Annotated in this window: 17 protein-coding genes and 1 pseudogene; 3 read left to right on the forward strand and 15 right to left on the reverse strand. The window is 39.2% G+C overall.

Features of this window, described 5'->3' with window-relative positions; genetic code table 11:
- Positions 1-179 precede the first annotated feature (179 nt).
- Complete coding sequence (locus tag A6E06_RS08690; RefSeq protein ID WP_065592575.1) at positions 180-1,400, reverse strand: multidrug effflux MFS transporter; 1,221 nt, start codon at positions 1,398-1,400, stop codon at positions 180-182.
- Between the two features lie 78 nt (positions 1,401-1,478).
- On the opposite strand from A6E06_RS08690, the gene A6E06_RS08695 reads away from it, so the two are divergent.
- Both A6E06_RS08695 and A6E06_RS08700 read left to right on the forward strand, forming a co-directional pair.
- Positions 1,479-2,351: a LysR family transcriptional regulator gene (locus A6E06_RS08695; protein ID WP_065592576.1), complete on the forward strand. Its 873-nt coding sequence runs from the start codon at positions 1,479-1,481 to the stop codon at positions 2,349-2,351.
- A gap of 111 nt (positions 2,352-2,462) precedes the next feature.
- Positions 2,463-3,083 (forward strand): LysE family translocator, encoded by a 621-nt coding sequence (locus tag A6E06_RS08700; RefSeq protein ID WP_065592577.1) that lies wholly within the window; start codon positions 2,463-2,465, stop codon positions 3,081-3,083.
- 170 nt (positions 3,084-3,253) lie between these two features.
- Here A6E06_RS08700 and A6E06_RS08705 read toward each other — a convergent pair whose 3' ends face one another.
- Complete coding sequence (locus tag A6E06_RS08705) at positions 3,254-3,448, reverse strand: hypothetical protein (RefSeq protein ID WP_065592578.1); 195 nt, start codon at positions 3,446-3,448, stop codon at positions 3,254-3,256.
- Between the two features lie 154 nt (positions 3,449-3,602).
- Between A6E06_RS08705 and A6E06_RS08710 the strand changes: the two genes are divergently transcribed.
- On the forward strand, positions 3,603-4,352 hold the full coding sequence (locus A6E06_RS08710) for a phosphatase (RefSeq protein WP_065592579.1): 750 nt from the start codon (positions 3,603-3,605) through the stop codon (positions 4,350-4,352).
- Positions 4,353-4,425: 73 nt separating this feature from the next.
- Here the strand turns inward: A6E06_RS08710 and A6E06_RS08715 are convergent, their stop codons facing one another.
- The 13 genes and pseudogenes from A6E06_RS08715 to A6E06_RS08775 all read right to left on the reverse strand — a co-directional run.
- A complete protein-coding gene (locus tag A6E06_RS08715; protein WP_065592580.1) occupies positions 4,426-5,604 on the reverse strand; it encodes a lipopolysaccharide assembly protein LapB in 1,179 nt (392 codons plus the stop codon).
- The gene (locus tag A6E06_RS08720; RefSeq protein ID WP_065592581.1) at positions 5,601-6,224 is read right to left on the reverse strand and encodes an energy transducer TonB; all 624 of its coding nucleotides are present in this window, start codon (positions 6,222-6,224) and stop codon (positions 5,601-5,603) included. The genes A6E06_RS08715 and A6E06_RS08720 overlap by 4 nt, the downstream gene beginning before the upstream one ends.
- Positions 6,224-6,628: a biopolymer transporter ExbD gene (locus A6E06_RS08725; RefSeq protein ID WP_065592582.1), complete on the reverse strand. Its 405-nt coding sequence runs from the start codon at positions 6,626-6,628 to the stop codon at positions 6,224-6,226. The genes A6E06_RS08720 and A6E06_RS08725 overlap by 1 nt, the downstream gene beginning before the upstream one ends.
- Positions 6,625-7,158 (reverse strand): MotA/TolQ/ExbB proton channel family protein, encoded by a 534-nt coding sequence (locus tag A6E06_RS08730; RefSeq protein ID WP_065592583.1) that lies wholly within the window; start codon positions 7,156-7,158, stop codon positions 6,625-6,627. The genes A6E06_RS08725 and A6E06_RS08730 overlap by 4 nt, the downstream gene beginning before the upstream one ends.
- Positions 7,158-8,519, reverse strand: a complete 1,362-nt coding sequence (locus tag A6E06_RS08735; RefSeq protein ID WP_065592584.1) for a MotA/TolQ/ExbB proton channel family protein — start codon at positions 8,517-8,519, stop codon at positions 7,158-7,160. Before A6E06_RS08735 ends, A6E06_RS08730 begins: the two co-directional genes overlap by 1 nt.
- Position 8,520: 1 nt before the next feature.
- Positions 8,521-9,282: a DUF3450 domain-containing protein gene (locus tag A6E06_RS08740; protein WP_065592585.1), complete on the reverse strand. Its 762-nt coding sequence runs from the start codon at positions 9,280-9,282 to the stop codon at positions 8,521-8,523.
- Positions 9,283-9,364: 82 nt separating this feature from the next.
- Positions 9,365-11,380 carry a Fe(3+)-hydroxamate ABC transporter permease FhuB gene (fhuB, locus tag A6E06_RS08745; RefSeq protein WP_065592586.1) on the reverse strand — a complete coding sequence of 672 codons (2,016 nt, stop codon included), beginning with the start codon at positions 11,378-11,380 and terminating at the stop codon, positions 9,365-9,367.
- On the reverse strand, positions 11,373-12,317 hold the full coding sequence (locus A6E06_RS08750; RefSeq protein ID WP_065592587.1) for an iron-siderophore ABC transporter substrate-binding protein: 945 nt from the start codon (positions 12,315-12,317) through the stop codon (positions 11,373-11,375). Before A6E06_RS08750 ends, fhuB begins: the two co-directional genes overlap by 8 nt.
- Positions 12,311-13,078: an ABC transporter ATP-binding protein gene (locus A6E06_RS08755; protein ID WP_065592588.1), complete on the reverse strand. Its 768-nt coding sequence runs from the start codon at positions 13,076-13,078 to the stop codon at positions 12,311-12,313. The genes A6E06_RS08750 and A6E06_RS08755 overlap by 7 nt, the downstream gene beginning before the upstream one ends.
- Positions 13,079-13,206: 128 nt before the next feature.
- Positions 13,207-15,357: a TonB-dependent siderophore receptor gene (locus A6E06_RS08760; RefSeq protein WP_065592589.1), complete on the reverse strand. Its 2,151-nt coding sequence runs from the start codon at positions 15,355-15,357 to the stop codon at positions 13,207-13,209.
- Positions 15,358-15,500: 143 nt separating this feature from the next.
- Complete coding sequence (locus A6E06_RS08765) at positions 15,501-16,397, reverse strand: helix-turn-helix domain-containing protein (protein WP_065592590.1); 897 nt, start codon at positions 16,395-16,397, stop codon at positions 15,501-15,503.
- A gap of 205 nt (positions 16,398-16,602) precedes the next feature.
- A complete protein-coding gene (locus tag A6E06_RS08770; protein WP_065592591.1) occupies positions 16,603-18,198 on the reverse strand; it encodes an ABC-F family ATPase in 1,596 nt (531 codons plus the stop codon).
- Between the two features lie 500 nt (positions 18,199-18,698).
- Positions 18,699-19,061 (reverse strand): annotated as a pseudogene (locus tag A6E06_RS08775) (hypothetical protein); the annotation flags it as partial.

Consider the following 19,061-nt stretch of genomic DNA (forward strand, 5'->3'; position numbering starts at 1 on the left):
GTTACACTTCATTATTTACGCAGAAATACTATTAAATCAAACTAATCCATGATTTAATTCTCACAAATATAAAAAATAAGCACAATGAACTACTTTTTTGTGATACGTAAGAATTAAAATTCAGTTTAAGTTCTAGCTATATCAAAAAACCAGAACTCTTCACTGAATAAAATTTAAGTTTATGATTTATAATTATTAAGTTTCCTTCTTACTTGCTTATTCCACAGTAAAACAAAAAGCATGATAATTGTGATCGTTAGATAAAACAGCCCTAAGCTGTCTTGGTCTACCACCCAATTTTTTACTAAATAACCACCAAGTAACCCTGCCAAGCACATTTGAATTGAACCAGAGAGAGCTGAGATCGTCCCTACTTTTTTCGTATGTGGAGCAAGTAATAAGTTGATCGATAATGGGAATGAAATACCTTGTGCCACCGCAAGTAATGTGAAGGCAAATATTAATGAAAATAACGAAGTATCAAATAAAATTAACCATAAGCCTGAGACTGTCATTATGCTTAAAGCAAGACCAATCAATACATCGACTGAATAACGTTTATTCAAACTATTAAGTATGAAACTGCCTATCATTAAACCTGCAGAAGGAATAATCATTACTTCCCCATATTCAGCTGTCGTTAATCCTAATCCACCTTGCAGTAAAAAAGGTAGCAAAGAAACGGAGACAAGACTTCCTAAATAACTCACCCAATTTAAACTTGCGCTAGACATAACCTGAGCGTTAGAAAAGAGAGAACCATAATCCCGTAATGTTTGTCTAAAACTGAATTTTTGAGGTTCATAAGGTAGCGTTTCAGGCAGAATGAAATAGCCAAGAGTTAAAATGCAAATTAGATAAATCAGAACAAAACCAAACACCCACTCCCAACTAAAATGCCACGCAATCCAACCGCCAATCACAGGAGCAAGAATGGGTAGAATAGAAGCTGTAATTGAAATATAAGACATTGCTTTAGTTAAATGGTAACCACTATAACTGTCTCTTAATACACTACGCCCTAATACAGATGCACTACCCGCACCTAGGCCTTGCAACAAACGCCCTAACACTAAAGCCGTAAAATTATCTGTCATTGAAACGCACAAAACTGTACCTAACAAATAAACACCCTGCCCTAAAATAAATATCGGTCGTCGACCTAATGCATCAGATAGAGGCCCATAAAATAACTGAGAACCACCAAAGCCAACCAAAAATAACGTAATAAGTAACTGAACATCCGCGGGGGAAACGCCCAGATCTTGGCTAATTAAAGGCAATGAGGGTAGATAAATGCTGACACCAACTTGCCCCGTTGCAATTATCATCATCGCAAGAAGTAAGGGTGTTTTATTTAAGCGGCCAACAGGCAGAGCTTGGGGATTATTTTCATTCATTTTATTAGTTTACATTCAATCAATATAATTGATAATAGTCAGCAGAGGAATTACATTGAGTCCCTATAGGAATTAATCATGGATTGGATTGAAAGCGTAAGAAGCTATATAAAAGTGGTTGAAGAAGGCAGTTTTAATGGTGCTGCTGTTCAATTAAATACATCAGGCTCTGCGATAAGTAAACGCATCAATTGGCTTGAAGAACGAGTTGGCGTACAACTACTTACTAGAACGACTCGCTCGGTACACCAAACTGATGCAGGGATCTTATTTTACCAACGAGCACGCTTACAACTTGACCAATGGCAGCATCTTGTTGATGAAACTAGAGCGATTAATCAAACCCCAACGGGATTATTAAAAATAGGCGCCACCCTTGCGGTAGGCTCTAAATTTATCATTCAATATTTAGATGAATTTTTAGTCATTTATCCAAAAATTAAAATACTGTTAATTACGACATTACCAGGGCAAGTACCTGACACAAATATTGATGTCTTTATTAGTCGTGAATTAGAACAATTAAATACGTTCAGTTATAAATCAACCCCGTTATTTGAACACCATTCAGGTTTTTTTGCGTCTAAAGAATACATAGAAAAAAAAGGAATGCCGAGCGATCTTGATGATTTAAAACGCCATAATATGCTTATTTGGGGTGAGCGCCCCGTTAGAGAGGTTAAATTAGCAAACGGAAAGCGCATTACTCTAAGAGGTAATTTTTCCACCACTAATCCTGAAGCTCTTTTCCATGCTGCCAAACGTGGGATGGGTATATTATTAACCAGTAAGCAGATGTTAATTGACGATATAAAATCAGGTAATCTAGTTGCGGTTCTTCCTGAATTTACGGCAGATCACACCTTGGTTAATGCTTATTATCCAACATTAGAGTATGAACACACTCGAACTCAACTTTTTATTAAGTACTTAAAAAGTAAACTAAGTTGATACGAGTAACACTATTAACAAGTACCATATTAATATGTAAACATTTACATTGATTTTAATCCTGATTTCCGTACTCTATTTTGCTTACCTCTTTAAACTTGATACATATAAATGAATACTGCAATTTTATGGGCATTTATCCCAACCTTTTTCTTTGTTTCTGTTACTCCTGGTATGTGCATGACATTAGCACTTAGCTTAGGAATGAGTATTGGTTATCGTCGTACCCTGTGGATGATGATGGGCGAATTAGTCGGTGTCGCAGTTGTTGCGGTTGCTGCGGTGTTAGGCGTTGCAGCCATTATGCTCAATTACCCTTGGTTATTTACTATATTTAAGGCCATTGGTGCAGCATACCTTGCTTATATTGGGATTCAAATGTGGCGCTCAAGAGGCAAACTTGCTATGAGTGCAGAGCAAACTGAAGTACCTAAAAGTAAAGATTGGGATTTAGTCATTCAGGGTTTTGTCACTGCAATAGCAAACCCTAAGGGTTGGGCTTTTATGGTTTCTTTACTTCCTCCATTTATTGATGGAAGTAATCCAATTGGACCGCAGTTAATCGCTCTTGTTTCTATTATTTTGATCTGCGAATTTTTATGTATGACACTTTATGCGGCAGGCGGAAAAGGCTTAAAACGTGTATTAGGTCAGTCTAATAACGTGAAAATTATGAACCGTATTTCAGGCAGTTTAATGATTGGTGTCGCGATTTGGTTATTCGTAGGGTAATAGCGTAGTTTAATCGGCTCTAGATAAGGCGATCTGCATTAGGGTCGCTTGATTTAGAGTTTGAACGAAAAGGGGAAACTGCTATTATTTTGTAGTACATCAAGAATGATAAAGCAGCGGATAAAAAGAAGGCATGATTGTTTAAATTAACGGTAAAATAGCGGTTTAGATCAGGTAACAATCAACTTCTCATTACTTCTCATTACTTCTGCTAGCATATCTAATTCTTCATCAGTAAGCAGTGCATTTTCTGATTTAGTCATTGTTTTTTCTTCTAATTTTTTTGCGACTGCATATTGTAGACTACGTAATTGGTAGACCGTTAGCTCATTTAACTCGTTCTTTAGTTTTTCAGTATTAATCATAATAAATCTCGAATATATAATGTTTTATATCAATAGCGTGAATAGTAGTTCTCTTTTTCCTACACTTTGTCAGACAAATGTCAGACAAATGTCAAAGCTAAAAGTTGCATAAATAAGTTATACTAACCACATCGCTGTTTAATGGAGAAAACAAATGCGCATTCAGGTAGATACACATACTCACACTTACGCTAGTGGTCACGCTTACAGCACCATTAGTGAAAACGCTTTTTCAGCCTCTCTGCTTGGTTTACCTATGTTTTGTACAACTGACCATGCCTCTTTAATGCCTGGGGCGCCACATTATTGGTTCTTTAGCAATCAGCGAGTCTTACCCCGTTTTCTTCATGGCGTTGCCATCATCAGAGGCTGCGAAGTCAATATCCGTAATACTGACGGAGATATCGATATCCCCCCCTCTGTTGAGCAAAACCTCGATTGGGTGATTGCTAGCTTTCATGAACCCGTTTTTACTCCTACAAATAAGTTAGTACACACTCAAGCATTAATCAAGATTATAGAATCAGGTCGAGTTGATGCCTTAGGTCACTTGGGTAATCCCAATTTTGATTTTAACTTTAAAGAGGTGATTCAATGTGCTGCCGATAATAATGTCGCCATTGAAATTAATAACACGTCTCTTAAAGGCGGAAGTCGAATAGGAAGTATTGACCGTTGTTATGAGATAGCAAAAACAGCAAAAGAATTAGGCGCGTTTATCACTACGGGTAGTGATGCACATTTCTGTGATGATATTGGTAAGTTTGAGAAAGTAGAATTGTTAATTGATACTGTCGATTTTCCATTAGATAAGATTATTACTCACACTCCTAAGCAGTTTTTAAGCTTTCTTGCTCTACGTGGACGAGCGCCAATTACAGAATTTGACGCATTAGCACAATAGCTTGCAACGTGTTCTAATTTTAGTTCTAGATCGATATATAAAAATGGAAGGTTATCGCTAACCTTCCATTTTTTTAGATCTTAGATTGAGATTCTAATTGCCTCAAATTAGACAAGTAGTTAACCCACCCCTTCGTTTCATTAGACGCTGATATATCATTGGCTTTTTTCGCATTAATCAACCCTTCTTCTAAACGATTCAGTTTGTAATACGCTTTTACCTTCGCTAATAATACCGCTTGTTTTTTCTTAGGATCGTTCACTTTATTTAACGATCTCAATGCGGCTTCATACTGTTTTTGCTGTAGAAGTAATTGGGATTCTTGCCAGTAATAACGAGACGATATCTTTGCGGCTTTACTCCAGAAGGCAATGGACTTATTCCACTCTTTCGCATTTTGCCAATGCACGGCTTGCTCTACCAATAAATCAACGTCAGTATTTGCTGTTGATAAGCGTCCTAATGTCTGTGCAGCTTTCTCTGGAATACCTTGTTTTGCGTATAGCTGAGCCAACAATTTAATGTCTTGCTCAGGAAGAGATAATTTGTTGATATCCGCTAACACCAATACATTTAATGCTTGCTTGGTTTGACCTAACTGCAAGTGAGCCGTAACTAACTGACGCCACCACGTTAATTTTTCAGGTTGTAGAGCAATTAACCGCTCTAAGGTAGGAACAACTTGCTTCCATTGTTTGAGTTGAACTTGCGCACCAAACTTTAACGACAATGGCGTTAATTCATCAGGCTTACGGTACGATTCATATCGACCAATCGCTTTAAGGGTTGGTGCAAACTCTGAGCTCTGATAATGGATCTGAGCGATCCTAAGCCATAACTCATCCCCTTTTTCATTCTTTGGTACCGTTTTAACCAATTGATAATAATGGGGTAGCGCCGCTTTATACTTTTGTTCCATTAAGAGGATATCGGCCAACATTTTTCGGGTTGTCCACGCTTGTTTATCCTGTAATTGACCACTCGAAACAGCATAATCAAGCTGTTTAATCGCTTGTGATCTTTGATTATTCTGCCAATAAAACACACCCAACATTCGAGCTACGAATGCTTTATCATAGGCTTTCGATGTATCAACATCCGCAAGAACATCAATGGCTTCACTCAATTTTTCATTTTGCTGAAGGTTTTGTGCCCTTTGTACTTTTGTAGCGGTATATCGGCTCAATTCAGCGGCCGTCACACCATTGCAGAGCAAGGTAAAAAGAGCCATTAGTGCAATTTTCTTTATCATTTGGCTAATTTAAACTCCAGTCTAACGGTTTGATTCTGCTGAACAATGGCCTTTCCTTCTACCAACTTAGGTTGGTACTTCCATTGCTTTAATGCTCGAACCGCATCACGGTCAAAAATTCGTTTTGGCTCCGCCCCTTTGACTTCGATATCAAAAGGTTCGCCCGTTTCATCAATAGAAAAAGACATAATAACGTAGCCTTCAATTTTTCGTTTCAATGCTCTACTCGGGTATCGTGGTTCTACGCGATACAATGGCATTGCCTGTTGATTGGTCGTAAAACTTCCGAACGACGTTGGCGCACTTATTTTTAATCCGTTAATCGCCGTATCTAAACCAACCGAAGACATTGGTGTTACAGGCATCACCGAAGACATCTCTGATTGCGATTGAGATACTTTCGTTTCTGGTGGTAATTCTGGCGGTTTAGGCTGCTCAGGAACAGAACGTTGACGACGTTGAAGATCACTTTCAGGTTCAACCATCATCATAGTAAAGCTTAGATTTTCACTGGCTTCCGGTTTTCCTTGGTTACCATTGTCTATCATCCATGCCATCACGGAAAATAAGGCAATACTAATAGCCAGTGCAATAGGTAACGCCATCAATAACCTAAGCACTATCGTTTCTCCGCAGCCAATGCAATTTGCTTCACGCCCGCGCCTTTTGCTGCATCCATCACTTTAACTACGGTGCCGTTATACGCGTGTTCATCCGCTTGGATTACCAAAGAAGCCTCTGGTTGCTCTAATAACAGATGCTCTAACGTCGCTTGCACACGCTCTACATCTACGATTCGTTTATCGATGTAAATATCATTTGATGCATTAATGCCAACAAAGATGCCTGCGTCTTTCTGGCTCGTCACATTAGATGCTTGAGGGCGATTCACTTCAACCCCAGATTCACGCACAAATGAGCTCGTCACAATAAAAAATATCAGCATGATAAAGACAATATCCAACATTGAGGTTAAGTCAATTTGGGCTTCTTCTGTTTTGGTATCGCGTCTTCCGAGTCTCATGTTGGACTCCTTAATGATTTTTCTAACTTCAATTCACGTAAACGACACGTTTTTGCTAAACGGGCATGAACAAACAATCCAGCAAGAGCGGCAACCATACCCGCCATCGTTGGTAGCGTAGCCAGTGAGATGCCTGAGGCCATCAGTTTCGGTTGGCTACTGCCTAATGTCGCCATCACATCAAAAACAGAAATCATCCCTGTAACCGTACCTAACAATCCTAACATTGGGCAAATTGATACTAACCATTTGATTAGGTTTAAATTTTGATTTAATTCTATGTGCGCTTGATTTAACCAACTGTCACGAATCGCATGAGCATACCAAGATTCATGTTCACTGCGTTGATGCCATTGTGTTACCCATTGTTGGCGGCGCTTTGGAAAATAAAAACCAAGATATATCACACGCTCAACCACAAATAACCAACATACAACCACAACCCCTGCCAGCCACCACAAGATATGACCGCCTTGTGCCATAAATTGCAGTAACGTATCAAGCCAATTAGATAGCCATGACATTGCCATTAGATGTTAGTTCCTACCGTCGTTTTCGCTGTCGGGTTTGGTTGATTTTCAGCCTGTATTGCCACTAACCCAATGCCTCGTTTCTCTAAAATACTGCGTATATTCTCAGCTTGAGTGCTTAAGATATTATGAGCAAACAACAACGGCATTGCAGCAACTAAGCCAAGAACGGTAGTGACCAGTGCCATCGAAATCCCTCCAGCCATGACTTTTGGATCCCCATTGCCAAACTGAGTAATCACTTGGAATGTTTCGATCATGCCAGTAACGGTGCCTAACAAACCAAGCATTGGTGCAAGGGCTGCAAGTAATTTCAACATTGAAAGGCCTTTTTCTAACCCTTGTTGTTCATCCACAATCGCTTCTAATAAACGCAATTCTAATGACTCAACACTGCGATGTTTTTCTTCATCGTAAACAGATAACACTCGGCCTAACGGATTGTCGGTTGGTGCTTCTGGGTTCTTCAACTGTGTTTTTATTTGTTGTTGAATAATCGCTAATTTAACGCCTCGGAAAATCGCAATCACCAATCCTAATGTTAATAACGCAAGAATGATTTTACCTACAACACCACCCGCTTGCAGTCTTTCAACCAAGGTTGGTGTTAATGCCAGTTGGTCTATCATAAAGCCACGAGACGGATCGACAACCATGGTTTCCATATCGCCACTTGCAAGATCAGACAGTGAACTCAAGCTTGGGCCATTATCTGGTTGCTTAACATAATAAGTGGCGTCTTTACGTGTGCCATTCCAATTCAAGTAGCCTTGATCGGCAATTAAGCCTATCGAACCTAAGCGATACGACGCTTGAGAAGCGGTTTGACCTTCACCATCAATCACATTGGTATTAATTTTTTTCAGCTCACCACTGGCCTGGATTTGTTCATCCATGCTCATCCATAATTCAGTTAACTGTGGTAAGGTTGGCAACGTTTTAGCAGATACGATGGTGTTTACCGCTTGTGAGTATTGAAGATTATCCGCACCGGTAACACTGGTTTGATTTTCGCTTTTCAACTCTTTCGCAGCTTGACGAACCACACCAAACAATTCACCTAAACTGCCAGTATCTAAACGAAGTTTCTCTTCACGTTTTGCTAATAGCCCTTCATTTTCACTGAAGGTTTTCGTCAATGCATTAATCTTTTTTTGAACTTGGCGTTTACGTTCTGCAAGTTCTTTTTTCTGTTGTAGATACGTTTGTTCTGTTTGCTTAAACCCCGATTCTCGCTGCACATCATGCGATTTTTGTGATTTATTTTGAGTTTGTGCACTGCTTGCTAAATCACCTTGAGCTGCCACTGAAAAAGAAAGGCTTAATAATAAAACACTAAGAAGTGTGGATACGTAATTCATCTTATTTCTCCTCAGTAACATTCAGTGATACAGGTAATGTAAGCAAGCTTGGGGCTACCTCTTTATTTGCTACCGCGTACGCATGATTAAGATCCGAATTAAGTGAAGAATCTAATAATGTCCATGACTTTTCTTTTTGATCCCAAGCCCAATATTTATCTTGGTTAAAGTTACGTGCAATTAAAGAAATTCGACCTAAATACAAAATGTTAGCTTCAATGGTTTTATCATCATCAAGCGTAATTTTACCTTGGTAAACACCCAACTTAATGCCGTAATCCAGTTCGATTTGATACGCTTCTAAAATACGACGATACTTCTCAGCATCACTGACATTCGCCACTGTCATCATGGTCTCTAGCTTTTCAATGCGAAGATTACGTTGCTCAATACGAATAGGCTTATCGTTCTTAACCGTTTGTTTTAGACCATCAATCATTTTATACATCAAAGGCACGACCCCTTGACGAGTTTGTTCAATGTCTGAAATTTGCTGATCAATATTACTCAATTCACTGTGTTGATCTTTTACTAATGCTTCTAAATGCTTACGGTAAACATCGAGGTTTTTAACTTCTTCTTCCAGTTGCTCAATATCAGAACGCAACGATAAAGTAGAATCGGCACTATGACTAATACGAGTCTGGCTTTGGGCTGAAGCCGTATTGGTCTTATTTTGAATGGCTTGAGCCGTTCCTAAATCGCTGGCATATACCGCTATTGGTTGTGCCATCATGACCAATAGCCATGCTTTTTTCGTCATTTTTATCATAATCAAATCGCTAATTAATTAAATTCATCTAGCCAATATCAATGCAAGGCTAGCCATTATTGAACGTCTATTGTTAATGTGCAGAGCGTTGGCCTTTTATCAGTAAACCAATAAAGTAAATGCCACCAATCACTGACACTAACGTTCCTGCCGCCACTTGAGATGGAAATAAAATATGCTGACCTAACCAATCAGAAATCACCATTAACCAAGCGCCAATTAATGCCGCTACGACAATCTGTTCAAATGCTTTTTTCGCCCCTAAAAGAACCGCCATATGAGGAGCAAGTAAGCCTATAAATGCAATCGGCCCCATGGTAGCAGTTACTGCACCACAAAGTAACGCAACACAAATAAGCAATGCGATAAAACTCTTAGTTACGTTTAATCCTCTGGCTTGTGCAAACAAACGACCAGCTGAAATAAGAGTTAGCCAACGATGGGTTAATAACGCAAAAGCCACCAATAAAACGACGCAAAAAAACAAAACAAAAGCAGATTGGGGAGACACTCGATAAGTAGAACCGGCAAGCCAATTCAATAATGAATATGAGTCCTCATTCCCTTTTGCTAATGAAAATTGGACTAAAGCATCGATTAATGCCGTTAATGCTATCCCAGTAAGAATGAGCATAGAAGGCGCATACTGATGACGTTTCCCTAGCACCAGTAGCAGCACTAATACCGCTAAACTTCCACAAAAAGCCACAAGAGGCGCAGCTTCAAAGATATTAAACCCTAAGAAAACGCTGCCACCAATTAAGCTCAATGTCGCTCCCGCTGAGATACCTAAAATATCAGGACTTGCTAAAGGATTATAAATCAATCGTTGCAATAATACGCCGGCAACTGCCAATCCGGCCCCTGCAGATAAAGAGGTAAGTAGCCTTGGCCATTTTAACTCCCAACTGAACTCACTTGGGATCATCATTACCCACGGATGAAGTGTTTGGGTTGAATCTTTTGTTATCACAACCGCTAAAACCACAACCACCACAAGACCCACAATCAATGATGGAATTAACCCTGTTGGTAAATACGATTTTCCTTTTGGTAAACTGATCGACAGTTGATCTTGCGAGGTCATGCTTCTTCGAGTAAACCAAATAAGTGCAGGTGCGCCAATGAATGCCGCCGCCGTTCCACTTGGGATCATATCTGTTGTGTAATGACTGAACACGACCGCCAATAAATCAGTACCAACTAATAACGTAGCGCCTAATAATAAGCTAAAGCACAATTCATCTCTTGGAGTTCTAGCTCCTAAATGGCGCGCAATATTTGGTGCAAGTAAACCAATAAAACTGATCACACCGACCACAGTAATCGAAGAGGAAACCAACCATAAACCAACGGTAAATAATCCAAAGAAAGAAGGAATAACATTAAGTCCGCGAGCTGCAGCGCCAACATTACCCAAACGTAATAATGCTAAGACTCTGGGCGCGAAGATAAAAATAAGTACAGCGGCTGATAGTTTTGGTAATAACCATACAATTTGATCCCATCCATTCTGAGCCAGATCCCCTGCCCCCCAAATAAACAAGTTCTTTGCATATTGCTCATTTAATAAAATAATAGCGGTGGCAACAGCACCCAGAAAAATATTCACAGCCATGCCAGATAATACGATAGGTAAGCCTGATAAATTTCGAATACCAGCAATAGCAACGACTAAACCAAACGTGAGCGATGCCCCAACGAGTGCCGCCATAGACGCATAATCAGCCACATACTCAGCAAACCACACATTCATAATCACTAAGGCTAGCCAGGCACCAGATGCCGTACCCAGTGTCATTGGGGAAACGAGGGCATTCTGAGTCAATTGTTGCATTAAGCTACCGACTAACCCAAGCATTCCACCAACCAAAAGTGCCATGATTAAACGAGGCAATTGTGACTCAACAAAGATGATCTTATCAAAGTCATCAAGTAAAGTGAGATCCACACTCGCTTGGCTTATTGCTTGCCATTGCTGAGATAAACTCAATACAGCATCAAATTGAAACGTAGCAACCACCAACCCAATCAATACACAAAGTACCGACAGATAACGGAAAGAGACGCCCTTTAACTGACTACTCATTATTACCACTAACATTGATTGATTTAGGTGCTACCTCAAGTAGGCTTTTTGCCAATGCTTGCGCTGTGTATTTGATCGACATTGCGCCACCATAACTCCATACCGATTCAACACTATTCACTCGATGGGCACGTACGAAAGGCATCGCATTCCAAATAACTGATTTGTTTAATTTACTCTCTTCATTAAACGGTTCTATATACAACGCAATGCCATCATCAATATGACGAAGCTCTGTTAAGCGAAGTTGGGTTACTCCCCATTGGTTACTTTTTTGAGGTAACGCAGTGGTAAACCCTAACTGATTTAACGCGTATTGCGCTGTTGAATTATCACCATACATAAAGACCGAGGTCATCGTTGCGAATCGAAACACAGACACGGCTGGTAACGCATTACCGTATGCGTCAGCTAACTGCTGCTTTAATTCTGCTATCTCGGTATCCATCTCAATTAACTTTTCTTGTGCGACTTTCTCTTTTCCTAACACAAGGGCAATGGCTTCAAAGTTATTAATCGCCATCAAGCTATTATCATGATCCGCAGAGTAAGTTTGAAAATACAACACAGGGGCTATTTTTTCTAACTGAGGAATTAAATCGGCCTGCGGAGAAGCAACAAGAATCACATCCGGTTTTACCGCCGCTATTTTCTCAAAATTTGGTTCTGCGCGAGTACCTACATCTTCAATATCACTCGACAGTGCGGGTTGTACTACCCACTCACGGTACCCCGCGGTATCTGTGATTGCGACAGGTGTGACACCGAGTTCTATCACTTGCTCAGCAAGATCCCAATTTAAGGCCACAACTCGCTGAGGTATGGAATCCAGAACTTGTTCACCACGACTGTCTTGCACAACAAATTGAGCCGATGCAGTGTGACTTACCATCAAAAATAGAAGAGTGATAAGCGAAGGAATACGATTTTTCAACATACGATAGCAACTTTATGATTATGAATAGGATGATCAATTAAGGTGATCGGAGTGCCATACAAGTCAGACAATAACGCATCATCAAGCAAATGACCTGCTTCACCTTTAAAGGCCACTTTTCCGCCTTTAAGTGCAATGATTTGTGTGGCATAACGCAGCGTTAAATTAAGATCATGCAGAATAACAATGATCCCTTTTTTCGTTTGTTGGTTTAACTCGCTCAATAGCCCCATGAGTTGATATTGGTGATGGATATCCAATGCGGATGTTGGCTCATCTAAAATCAAAATATCTGCTTGCTGAGCTAATAACATCGCCACCCACGCTCGCTGTCTTTCGCCACCAGAAAGTTGGTCAGCCAATGTTGAACGAAAAGTTTGTACGCCAGTTTTGATCATCGACTCTTCAATAATCTGAGCATCTTCTTTATTAAAACGCCCAAGAACCCCACGCCAAGGATAACGGCCTAAGCGAACAAGCTCTTCAACATTAAGCCCTGCGACTTCTGGTAATTTTTGAGGTAAAAATGCCACTTTTTGAGCGAATTTTTTCGAATTTAACGTAGACAGTCGTTGTTGATTTAATCTCACTTCACCTTCTTCTGGTGAAAATTGATTCGCCAACAAGTTCACCAAGGTCGATTTACCCGAGCCATTATGGCCAAGCACGACAGTTAAAGCCGTTGGATCTATTGTTAATTCATCAATATCAAGAATCGTACGTTCGTCCCTGATCACTTTTATATTGTTTAGTTGATACATACTGCTACATTATTTATGTGTGTAAATGGACTTCTTTATGTCATGCCTAATTCATTTCTTTCATGGCAAAAACGCAAGAAAAGAAGCACGTAAAATGATACGCACTTCCCCCTTTTTCTTAATTAAGCTTAAAAGTTATAATTAACACTCAATTCTACCGTTTGCTCTGCACCGTACCAACAGTTAGCCGAGTCATAACAACTGTAATATTCAGTATTAAATAGGTTAGTTGCACTTAGTTGTGCCGTTGCACCAGCCAATGATTCACTTAATCCATCCAACTCATAACCAATAGAGACATCAGCAACCGTATAATCAGGCACTTTGTCTGTATTGTTCGCATCCATTTCCATTTCACCCACATAACGTAAACCACCACTAATGCGTGTTCCCGTTAGAATACCATCGTAGATATAGTAGTTAGACCAAAGGCTAGCAGCATGGGTTGGTACATAAATTGGTGTTTTACCTTCTAAGTCATTACCACTGTCTTTGGTAATTTCCATATCAATGTACGTATAGTTTGCAGCGACGTCCCAGCTATCATTAATCATCCACTGACCTTGCAGCTCAACACCTTGAGAACGAATTTCACCAATTTGCAATTGAGGTCCCCATGGGTCTGTCGGATCTGACATTAATGCGTCACTTTTCACGATTCTAAACACAGACGCTGACGCTGTTTTTGTATAATCAGCTGAATCATATTTCACACCCGCCTCTATTTGCTCACCCAATTCAGGATCATAAGCGTTACCTTTTCCATCAAGACCGGCAGCTGGTTCAAAACTGGTTGCGTAGCTAATAAATGGTGAGAAACCACTTTCAAGCTCATACAGTGCACCAACACGGTATGAGAATTGACTTTGATCTGCATCTTTAGACGTTGTGCTTGTTGTATTGCTTGATTTATATTGATCGAAACGACCGCCAGCAATCAGAACTAAACGATCAATTCGCACTTGATCTTGAGTATAGAAACCTAATTGTTCAACACTGATTTTTTCTTTCGATTCATAAGATTGTGTTAACTTACTTTTATCGATCATATCGTTGTTTGGATTAAAAATATTAAAATTACCAAACTGATTAGTAGTACCAAACTCTTGATAAAGTGAGTCACCATCTAATTTCTGGTAATCAATACCAAATAATAAGTTATGCTCAATACCTCCAGCCATCACACGACCAGATAATTGGTTATCAATCGTATAACCCGTTGAGCTTTCATCTGTACTGTAAATATTTCTATCAAGGTTACCCGTTGATGAATCAAACCCACTTTCAAGATGATACGTATTCTCTTGATACAACGACGCATTCATATAGCGGAAGTTTTGTAAGAATGACCAGTTATTATTGAACTCATGGTTGATCTTATAACCAGCCATAAAGAATTCACGCTCAAACGTACTCCAGTTTTTATCTCCAACAAATGTGGATGGATCAGTACTGCCATTTGGATTGTCGTAAATCATTCCAGAAGATGGCATCGAAGAATTCATACCCATTGACGGATCATTCTGATAATACATATTAAAGTTGATCAGCGTTCGGTCACTAACTTGCCAATCAACTGATGGTGCAATAACGTAGCGTTCTTCTTTTGTGTAATCAACTTGACCATCTTTTTGACGAGCAAGGGCAATAAAACGATAAGAGAAATCACTGTCTCCAAACTGCCCTGTCGTATCAATAGAGGCTTCCACTAAATTACCAGTACCTGTTGCTAATTTTACATCTGTACTTTTTTCTTTTTGTGGTGATTTGGCGATCATATTGACCATACCACCCGGTGGCATTGACCCATATAATACTGACGTTGGCCCTTTAAATACTTCAATTTGTTGAAGCGCAATAGGATCAATCTGGGGTTGTAAATTCCACCCATTTAAGCCTTGTAAAACCAAACCATCATAATAGCTTTGGTTTACATCAAACCCACGAATATTGAACGTATCGTACATTGTCACTGCACCACCTTTCTGCTCGGTTGTCACACCAGGAACATAGCGTAGTGCCTCATTAAGAGATTTAACACTGCGTTGTTCTAATGCTTCACCATCGAGAATAGTAATGCCCTGAGGGGTTTCCTCTGGCTCTAACGATGTTTTTGTTGCGGTATTACGATAAGCCTGACCAAATATTGAAATCGTCTCAATGTCATCAGAAGAGTTATTGTCATTAGCCATTGCTGAAATGGGAAAGAAAAAAGAAGCAGCAATTGCCGTTGCAAGTAACGAAACATTAAATGTTGAATGGTTTGTAGATACGTTCATTATAATCCTGTTTACAATTTCTTAAATTGAATGCTAATGAGAATGATTCTCTTGCGCATGAGTATAATGATTTATTTTATGAAAAGTTAACAATTTGGGGCATGAATAAATATTTTTACTGATAAATTGATTTATAACAAAAGCTACGAGTTACGGATCGGCAACCAATACTCAACATCAATAATTTCTTCATTTTCATTCAGGTGATAAATTTCAATATCAAATCCTTCAATGCCTTGATGGCCTGATAACGGTAACCATTCTGAGATCAACCATTCAACGGACTTAGCTAAACCACTTGAAGGCCCGATATAAGGGAGAACCGCATATTCTTGAGATGGGATGATAACTTGTGATACGTTTTCATTTAACGACATTAATACTGACGATAGACTTTCATCTTCAATAATACCTGCCCAGTAGATTAGGGACTCGGTATCATTTCGAGTGTCAATTACGCCATATTTACTCTCTGGAGATGAAGACATCTGAGTTAAATACCCATCGAGATCTTCCCATATTTGAGGAACTTTATCTAAAAAATCAGGAACATCTGAAAGCAAACCTTGCAGCGTGATAGGTAATCCCGTTAACGTGAAACTCTCTTTATATTCTAATCGCACTTGATAAAAACCAGAGCCTTGGATCTCTGTCAGACTTTGACTTTTTAGAAACGGTTTACGAATACCTATTTTTTTACCTTGTTTTTGATACTCTCGCGGCGACATTTTAAAGTATTGTTTAAAAGAACGGCTAAAGGCTATCTCTGAAGTAAACCCATATAAATAAGCAATATCTAACATACGGTATTTTTTATTCAGCACCTCAATAGCCGCCATGCTTAAACGTAGCTCTCGTACATATTGAGCCACATTCATTCCGGTATGGCTTAGGAACACTCGTTGTAATTGCCAACGAGACCAGCAACTCATTTCTGCAAGTATCTCAACAGATAATGGGCTATCCATATTTTCATGGATATACGCCAAAATAGTATCAATTCGATTGAATGTTTTATCATTATCGATATCTGCCGACATAACTTATCTCCAGTACTTAAGGTGAACCATAGCTTATATTGAGTAGAGGTAGTTATCAAAAACACAATTGATATCCTCTCTCTTTTTTAAGTCACAACACAACCCAAAAACATATCCAACTTGGTGAATAATAGTCCAGACATAAAAAATGGAAGCTTATTAATAAGCTTCCATTTTATTTTATCTGTTTAGGTTTTTAGCTAAATTAGCCTTTTAAACCTTGTTTGATTAGGTGTTCTTCGTATGTACCGTGGAAATCGTTAACGCCATCTTTTGTGATTTCGATGATGCGTGTTGCGATTGAAGATACGAACTGACGGTCATGAGATACAAACATTAATGTGCCTTTGTAGTTCTCAAGCGCCAAGTTCAATGCTTCGATAGATTCCATATCCATGTGGTTTGTTGGTTCATCCATTAATAGGATGTTTGGTTGTTGCATAATCAACTTACCAAATAACATACGACCTTGCTCACCACCAGAAATCACTTTAACTGATTTCTTGATATCGCTTTGAGAGAAAAGCATACGGCCAAGAATACCACGAACAACTTGCTCGTCATCGCCTTCTTGTTTCCACTGTCCCATCCAATCCAATAGATTTAGATCTTCAGCGAAATCATGTCCGTGATCCTGTGCGTACATACCAATATTGTTGTTCTCAGACCATTTGATCATGCCTGACATTGGTTCCATTGCACCAGCAAGCGTGTTCAATAGTGTTGATTTACCAATACCATTCTCACCGATGATCGCAATGCGCTCACCCACTTCAACCATCAGGTTAACGCCGTTAAGCAAGATGTTTTCGCCGTAACCTTGCTTTAGACCTTCAACTTCTAATGCATTACGGAAAAGTGGTTTTTCTTGGTCAAAACGAATAAACGGAGATTGACGGCTAGATGCTTTAATCTCTGTAAGTTCAATTTTATCCAAACGCTTCTGACGAGAAGTCGCTTGTTTCGCTTTTGATGCGTTTGCAGAGAAGCGGCTTACGAACGTTTGTAAGTCAGCAATTTGTGCTTTCTTCTTAGCATTGTCTGCTTGAAGTTGCTCACGAGCTTGTGTTGCTGCTGTCATGTATTCGTCGTAGTTACCTGGGAATAGGCAAATATTTCCGTAATCCACATCAGCCATGTGTGTACATACTGCGTTCAAGAAATGACGGTCATGCGAGATGATGATCATTGTACAGTTACGAGCAAGAAGAATGTCTTCTAACCACGCAATAGTATGCATATCCAAGTTGTTCGTTGGTTCATCAAGAAGCATGATGTCTGGTTCAGCGAATAGAACTTGTGCTAGTAAAACACGAACTTTAAGACCAGGAGCAACTTCGCTCATTAAGCCAAAGTGTAGAGACTCAGGAAGGCCTAGACCTAGTAGAAGTTCACCAGCACGAGCTTCTGCTGAGTAACCATCCATTTCACCGAATTGAGTTTCTAAATCGCCAACACGCATGCCATCTTCATCTGACATTTCAGGTAAAGAATAAATACGGTCACGCTCTTCTTTAACTGTCCATAGCTCTTTGTGGCCCATGATTACAGTATCGATTACTGTGTATTCTTCGAATGCGAACTGATCTTGGCCTAATTTAGCCATACGTTCATTTGGATCTGTTGAAACTGTACCGCCAGACTGTTCTAACTCGCCACCTAAGATCTTCATAAAGGTAGATTTACCACAGCCGTTCGCGCCGATTAAACCATAACGGTTACCGTTACCAAACTTAACAGAAATATTTTCAAAAAGTGGCTTATCGCCAAATTGCATTGTGATGTTAGCAGTCGTTAGCACAGTACATTCCAATTAGTTATTCAAATAGACATAAAAAAGCTGGCCCGAATGTCCAGCTTTTCAAATTTCAGGTGATTATAGCAGCATTTGTGATTTACATCACTTTTTATTCTACTTAATTACTTTTCAATAACTTAACAGCCTATTTTTTGAATTTTAAAGCACAGTATCATTCTTTTATCAGATACTGTGCTTTATGTCGTATAACTTGATACTCGAAAGAATATTATAAATAAGTATGTTCTCAAAAAAACAAAAGTCTGATCTTATCAACGGTCTTTTTAGTACTATTATTGTGTTGGAAAGACATAAAAAAGGCTCAAACCAAAATTTGAGCCTTTTATCAATCTATTACATTATAGAGCGACTATAAAAGCTCTACCGATTGTTGAGCAATCACAAATTCTTCGTTGGTTGGAGCTGGTAAAGTATTGCACCTTAAATACTCCTAATTTTATGATACTATACATTTCAGTGTTCAGACATTTAGGTTCAATAAATCACTCTGTAACTTCATCTTGCTGATAAATTGGATGTTTATATTTATCATTTAGTCTTTTGATCTTGACTACTTCCATTTCTGGGAAAAGTGAAATCAAATGATTAAGTAGCTCAGCTTTTTTTTCGAGAGTCGGCGTATATATATCACCCACATATTCAAAGCTTCCCTTCCCAGGGACCGAGAGTGATACCACACCATCATTCATCACATTAAAAGCAACACTACGTTCATCAATGAATATATAGCTCTTATCTACGGTTGACTGGAAATTTGTCATCCCAAATGACATGAGCGCAAAAGCCCCTGCTCCAACAAAAGCCAATGGGCCAAGCATAAAGGCAACGATAATACAGACCACAAT

This window comes from Aliivibrio sp. 1S175 (assembly GCF_001690985.1).
Classification (GTDB): Bacteria; Pseudomonadota; Gammaproteobacteria; order Enterobacterales; family Vibrionaceae; genus Aliivibrio.

Bases quoted from the DNA above. Each gene is read 5' to 3' on its own strand.
- A6E06_RS08690 (WP_065592575.1), bottom strand. From the start codon at position 1,400: ATGAATGAAAATAATCCCCAAGCTCTGCCTGTTGGCCGCTTAAATAAA.
- A6E06_RS08695 (WP_065592576.1), top strand. From the start codon at position 1,479: ATGGATTGGATTGAAAGCGTAAGAAGCTATATAAAAGTGGTTGAAGAA.
- A6E06_RS08700 (WP_065592577.1), top strand. From the start codon at position 2,463: ATGAATACTGCAATTTTATGGGCATTTATCCCAACCTTTTTCTTTGTT.
- A6E06_RS08705 (WP_065592578.1), bottom strand. From the start codon at position 3,448: ATGATTAATACTGAAAAACTAAAGAACGAGTTAAATGAGCTAACGGTC.
- A6E06_RS08710 (WP_065592579.1), top strand. From the start codon at position 3,603: ATGCGCATTCAGGTAGATACACATACTCACACTTACGCTAGTGGTCAC.
- A6E06_RS08715 (WP_065592580.1), bottom strand. From the start codon at position 5,604: ATGATAAAGAAAATTGCACTAATGGCTCTTTTTACCTTGCTCTGCAAT.
- A6E06_RS08725 (WP_065592582.1), bottom strand. From the start codon at position 6,628: ATGAGACTCGGAAGACGCGATACCAAAACAGAAGAAGCCCAAATTGAC.
- A6E06_RS08730 (WP_065592583.1), bottom strand. From the start codon at position 7,158: ATGGCAATGTCATGGCTATCTAATTGGCTTGATACGTTACTGCAATTT.
- A6E06_RS08735 (WP_065592584.1), bottom strand. From the start codon at position 8,519: ATGAATTACGTATCCACACTTCTTAGTGTTTTATTATTAAGCCTTTCT.
- A6E06_RS08740 (WP_065592585.1), bottom strand. From the start codon at position 9,282: ATGACGAAAAAAGCATGGCTATTGGTCATGATGGCACAACCAATAGCG.
- fhuB (WP_065592586.1), bottom strand. From the start codon at position 11,380: ATGAGTAGTCAGTTAAAGGGCGTCTCTTTCCGTTATCTGTCGGTACTT.
- A6E06_RS08750 (WP_065592587.1), bottom strand. From the start codon at position 12,317: ATGTTGAAAAATCGTATTCCTTCGCTTATCACTCTTCTATTTTTGATG.
- A6E06_RS08755 (WP_065592588.1), bottom strand. From the start codon at position 13,078: ATGTATCAACTAAACAATATAAAAGTGATCAGGGACGAACGTACGATT.
- A6E06_RS08760 (WP_065592589.1), bottom strand. From the start codon at position 15,357: ATGAACGTATCTACAAACCATTCAACATTTAATGTTTCGTTACTTGCA.
- A6E06_RS08765 (WP_065592590.1), bottom strand. From the start codon at position 16,397: ATGTCGGCAGATATCGATAATGATAAAACATTCAATCGAATTGATACT.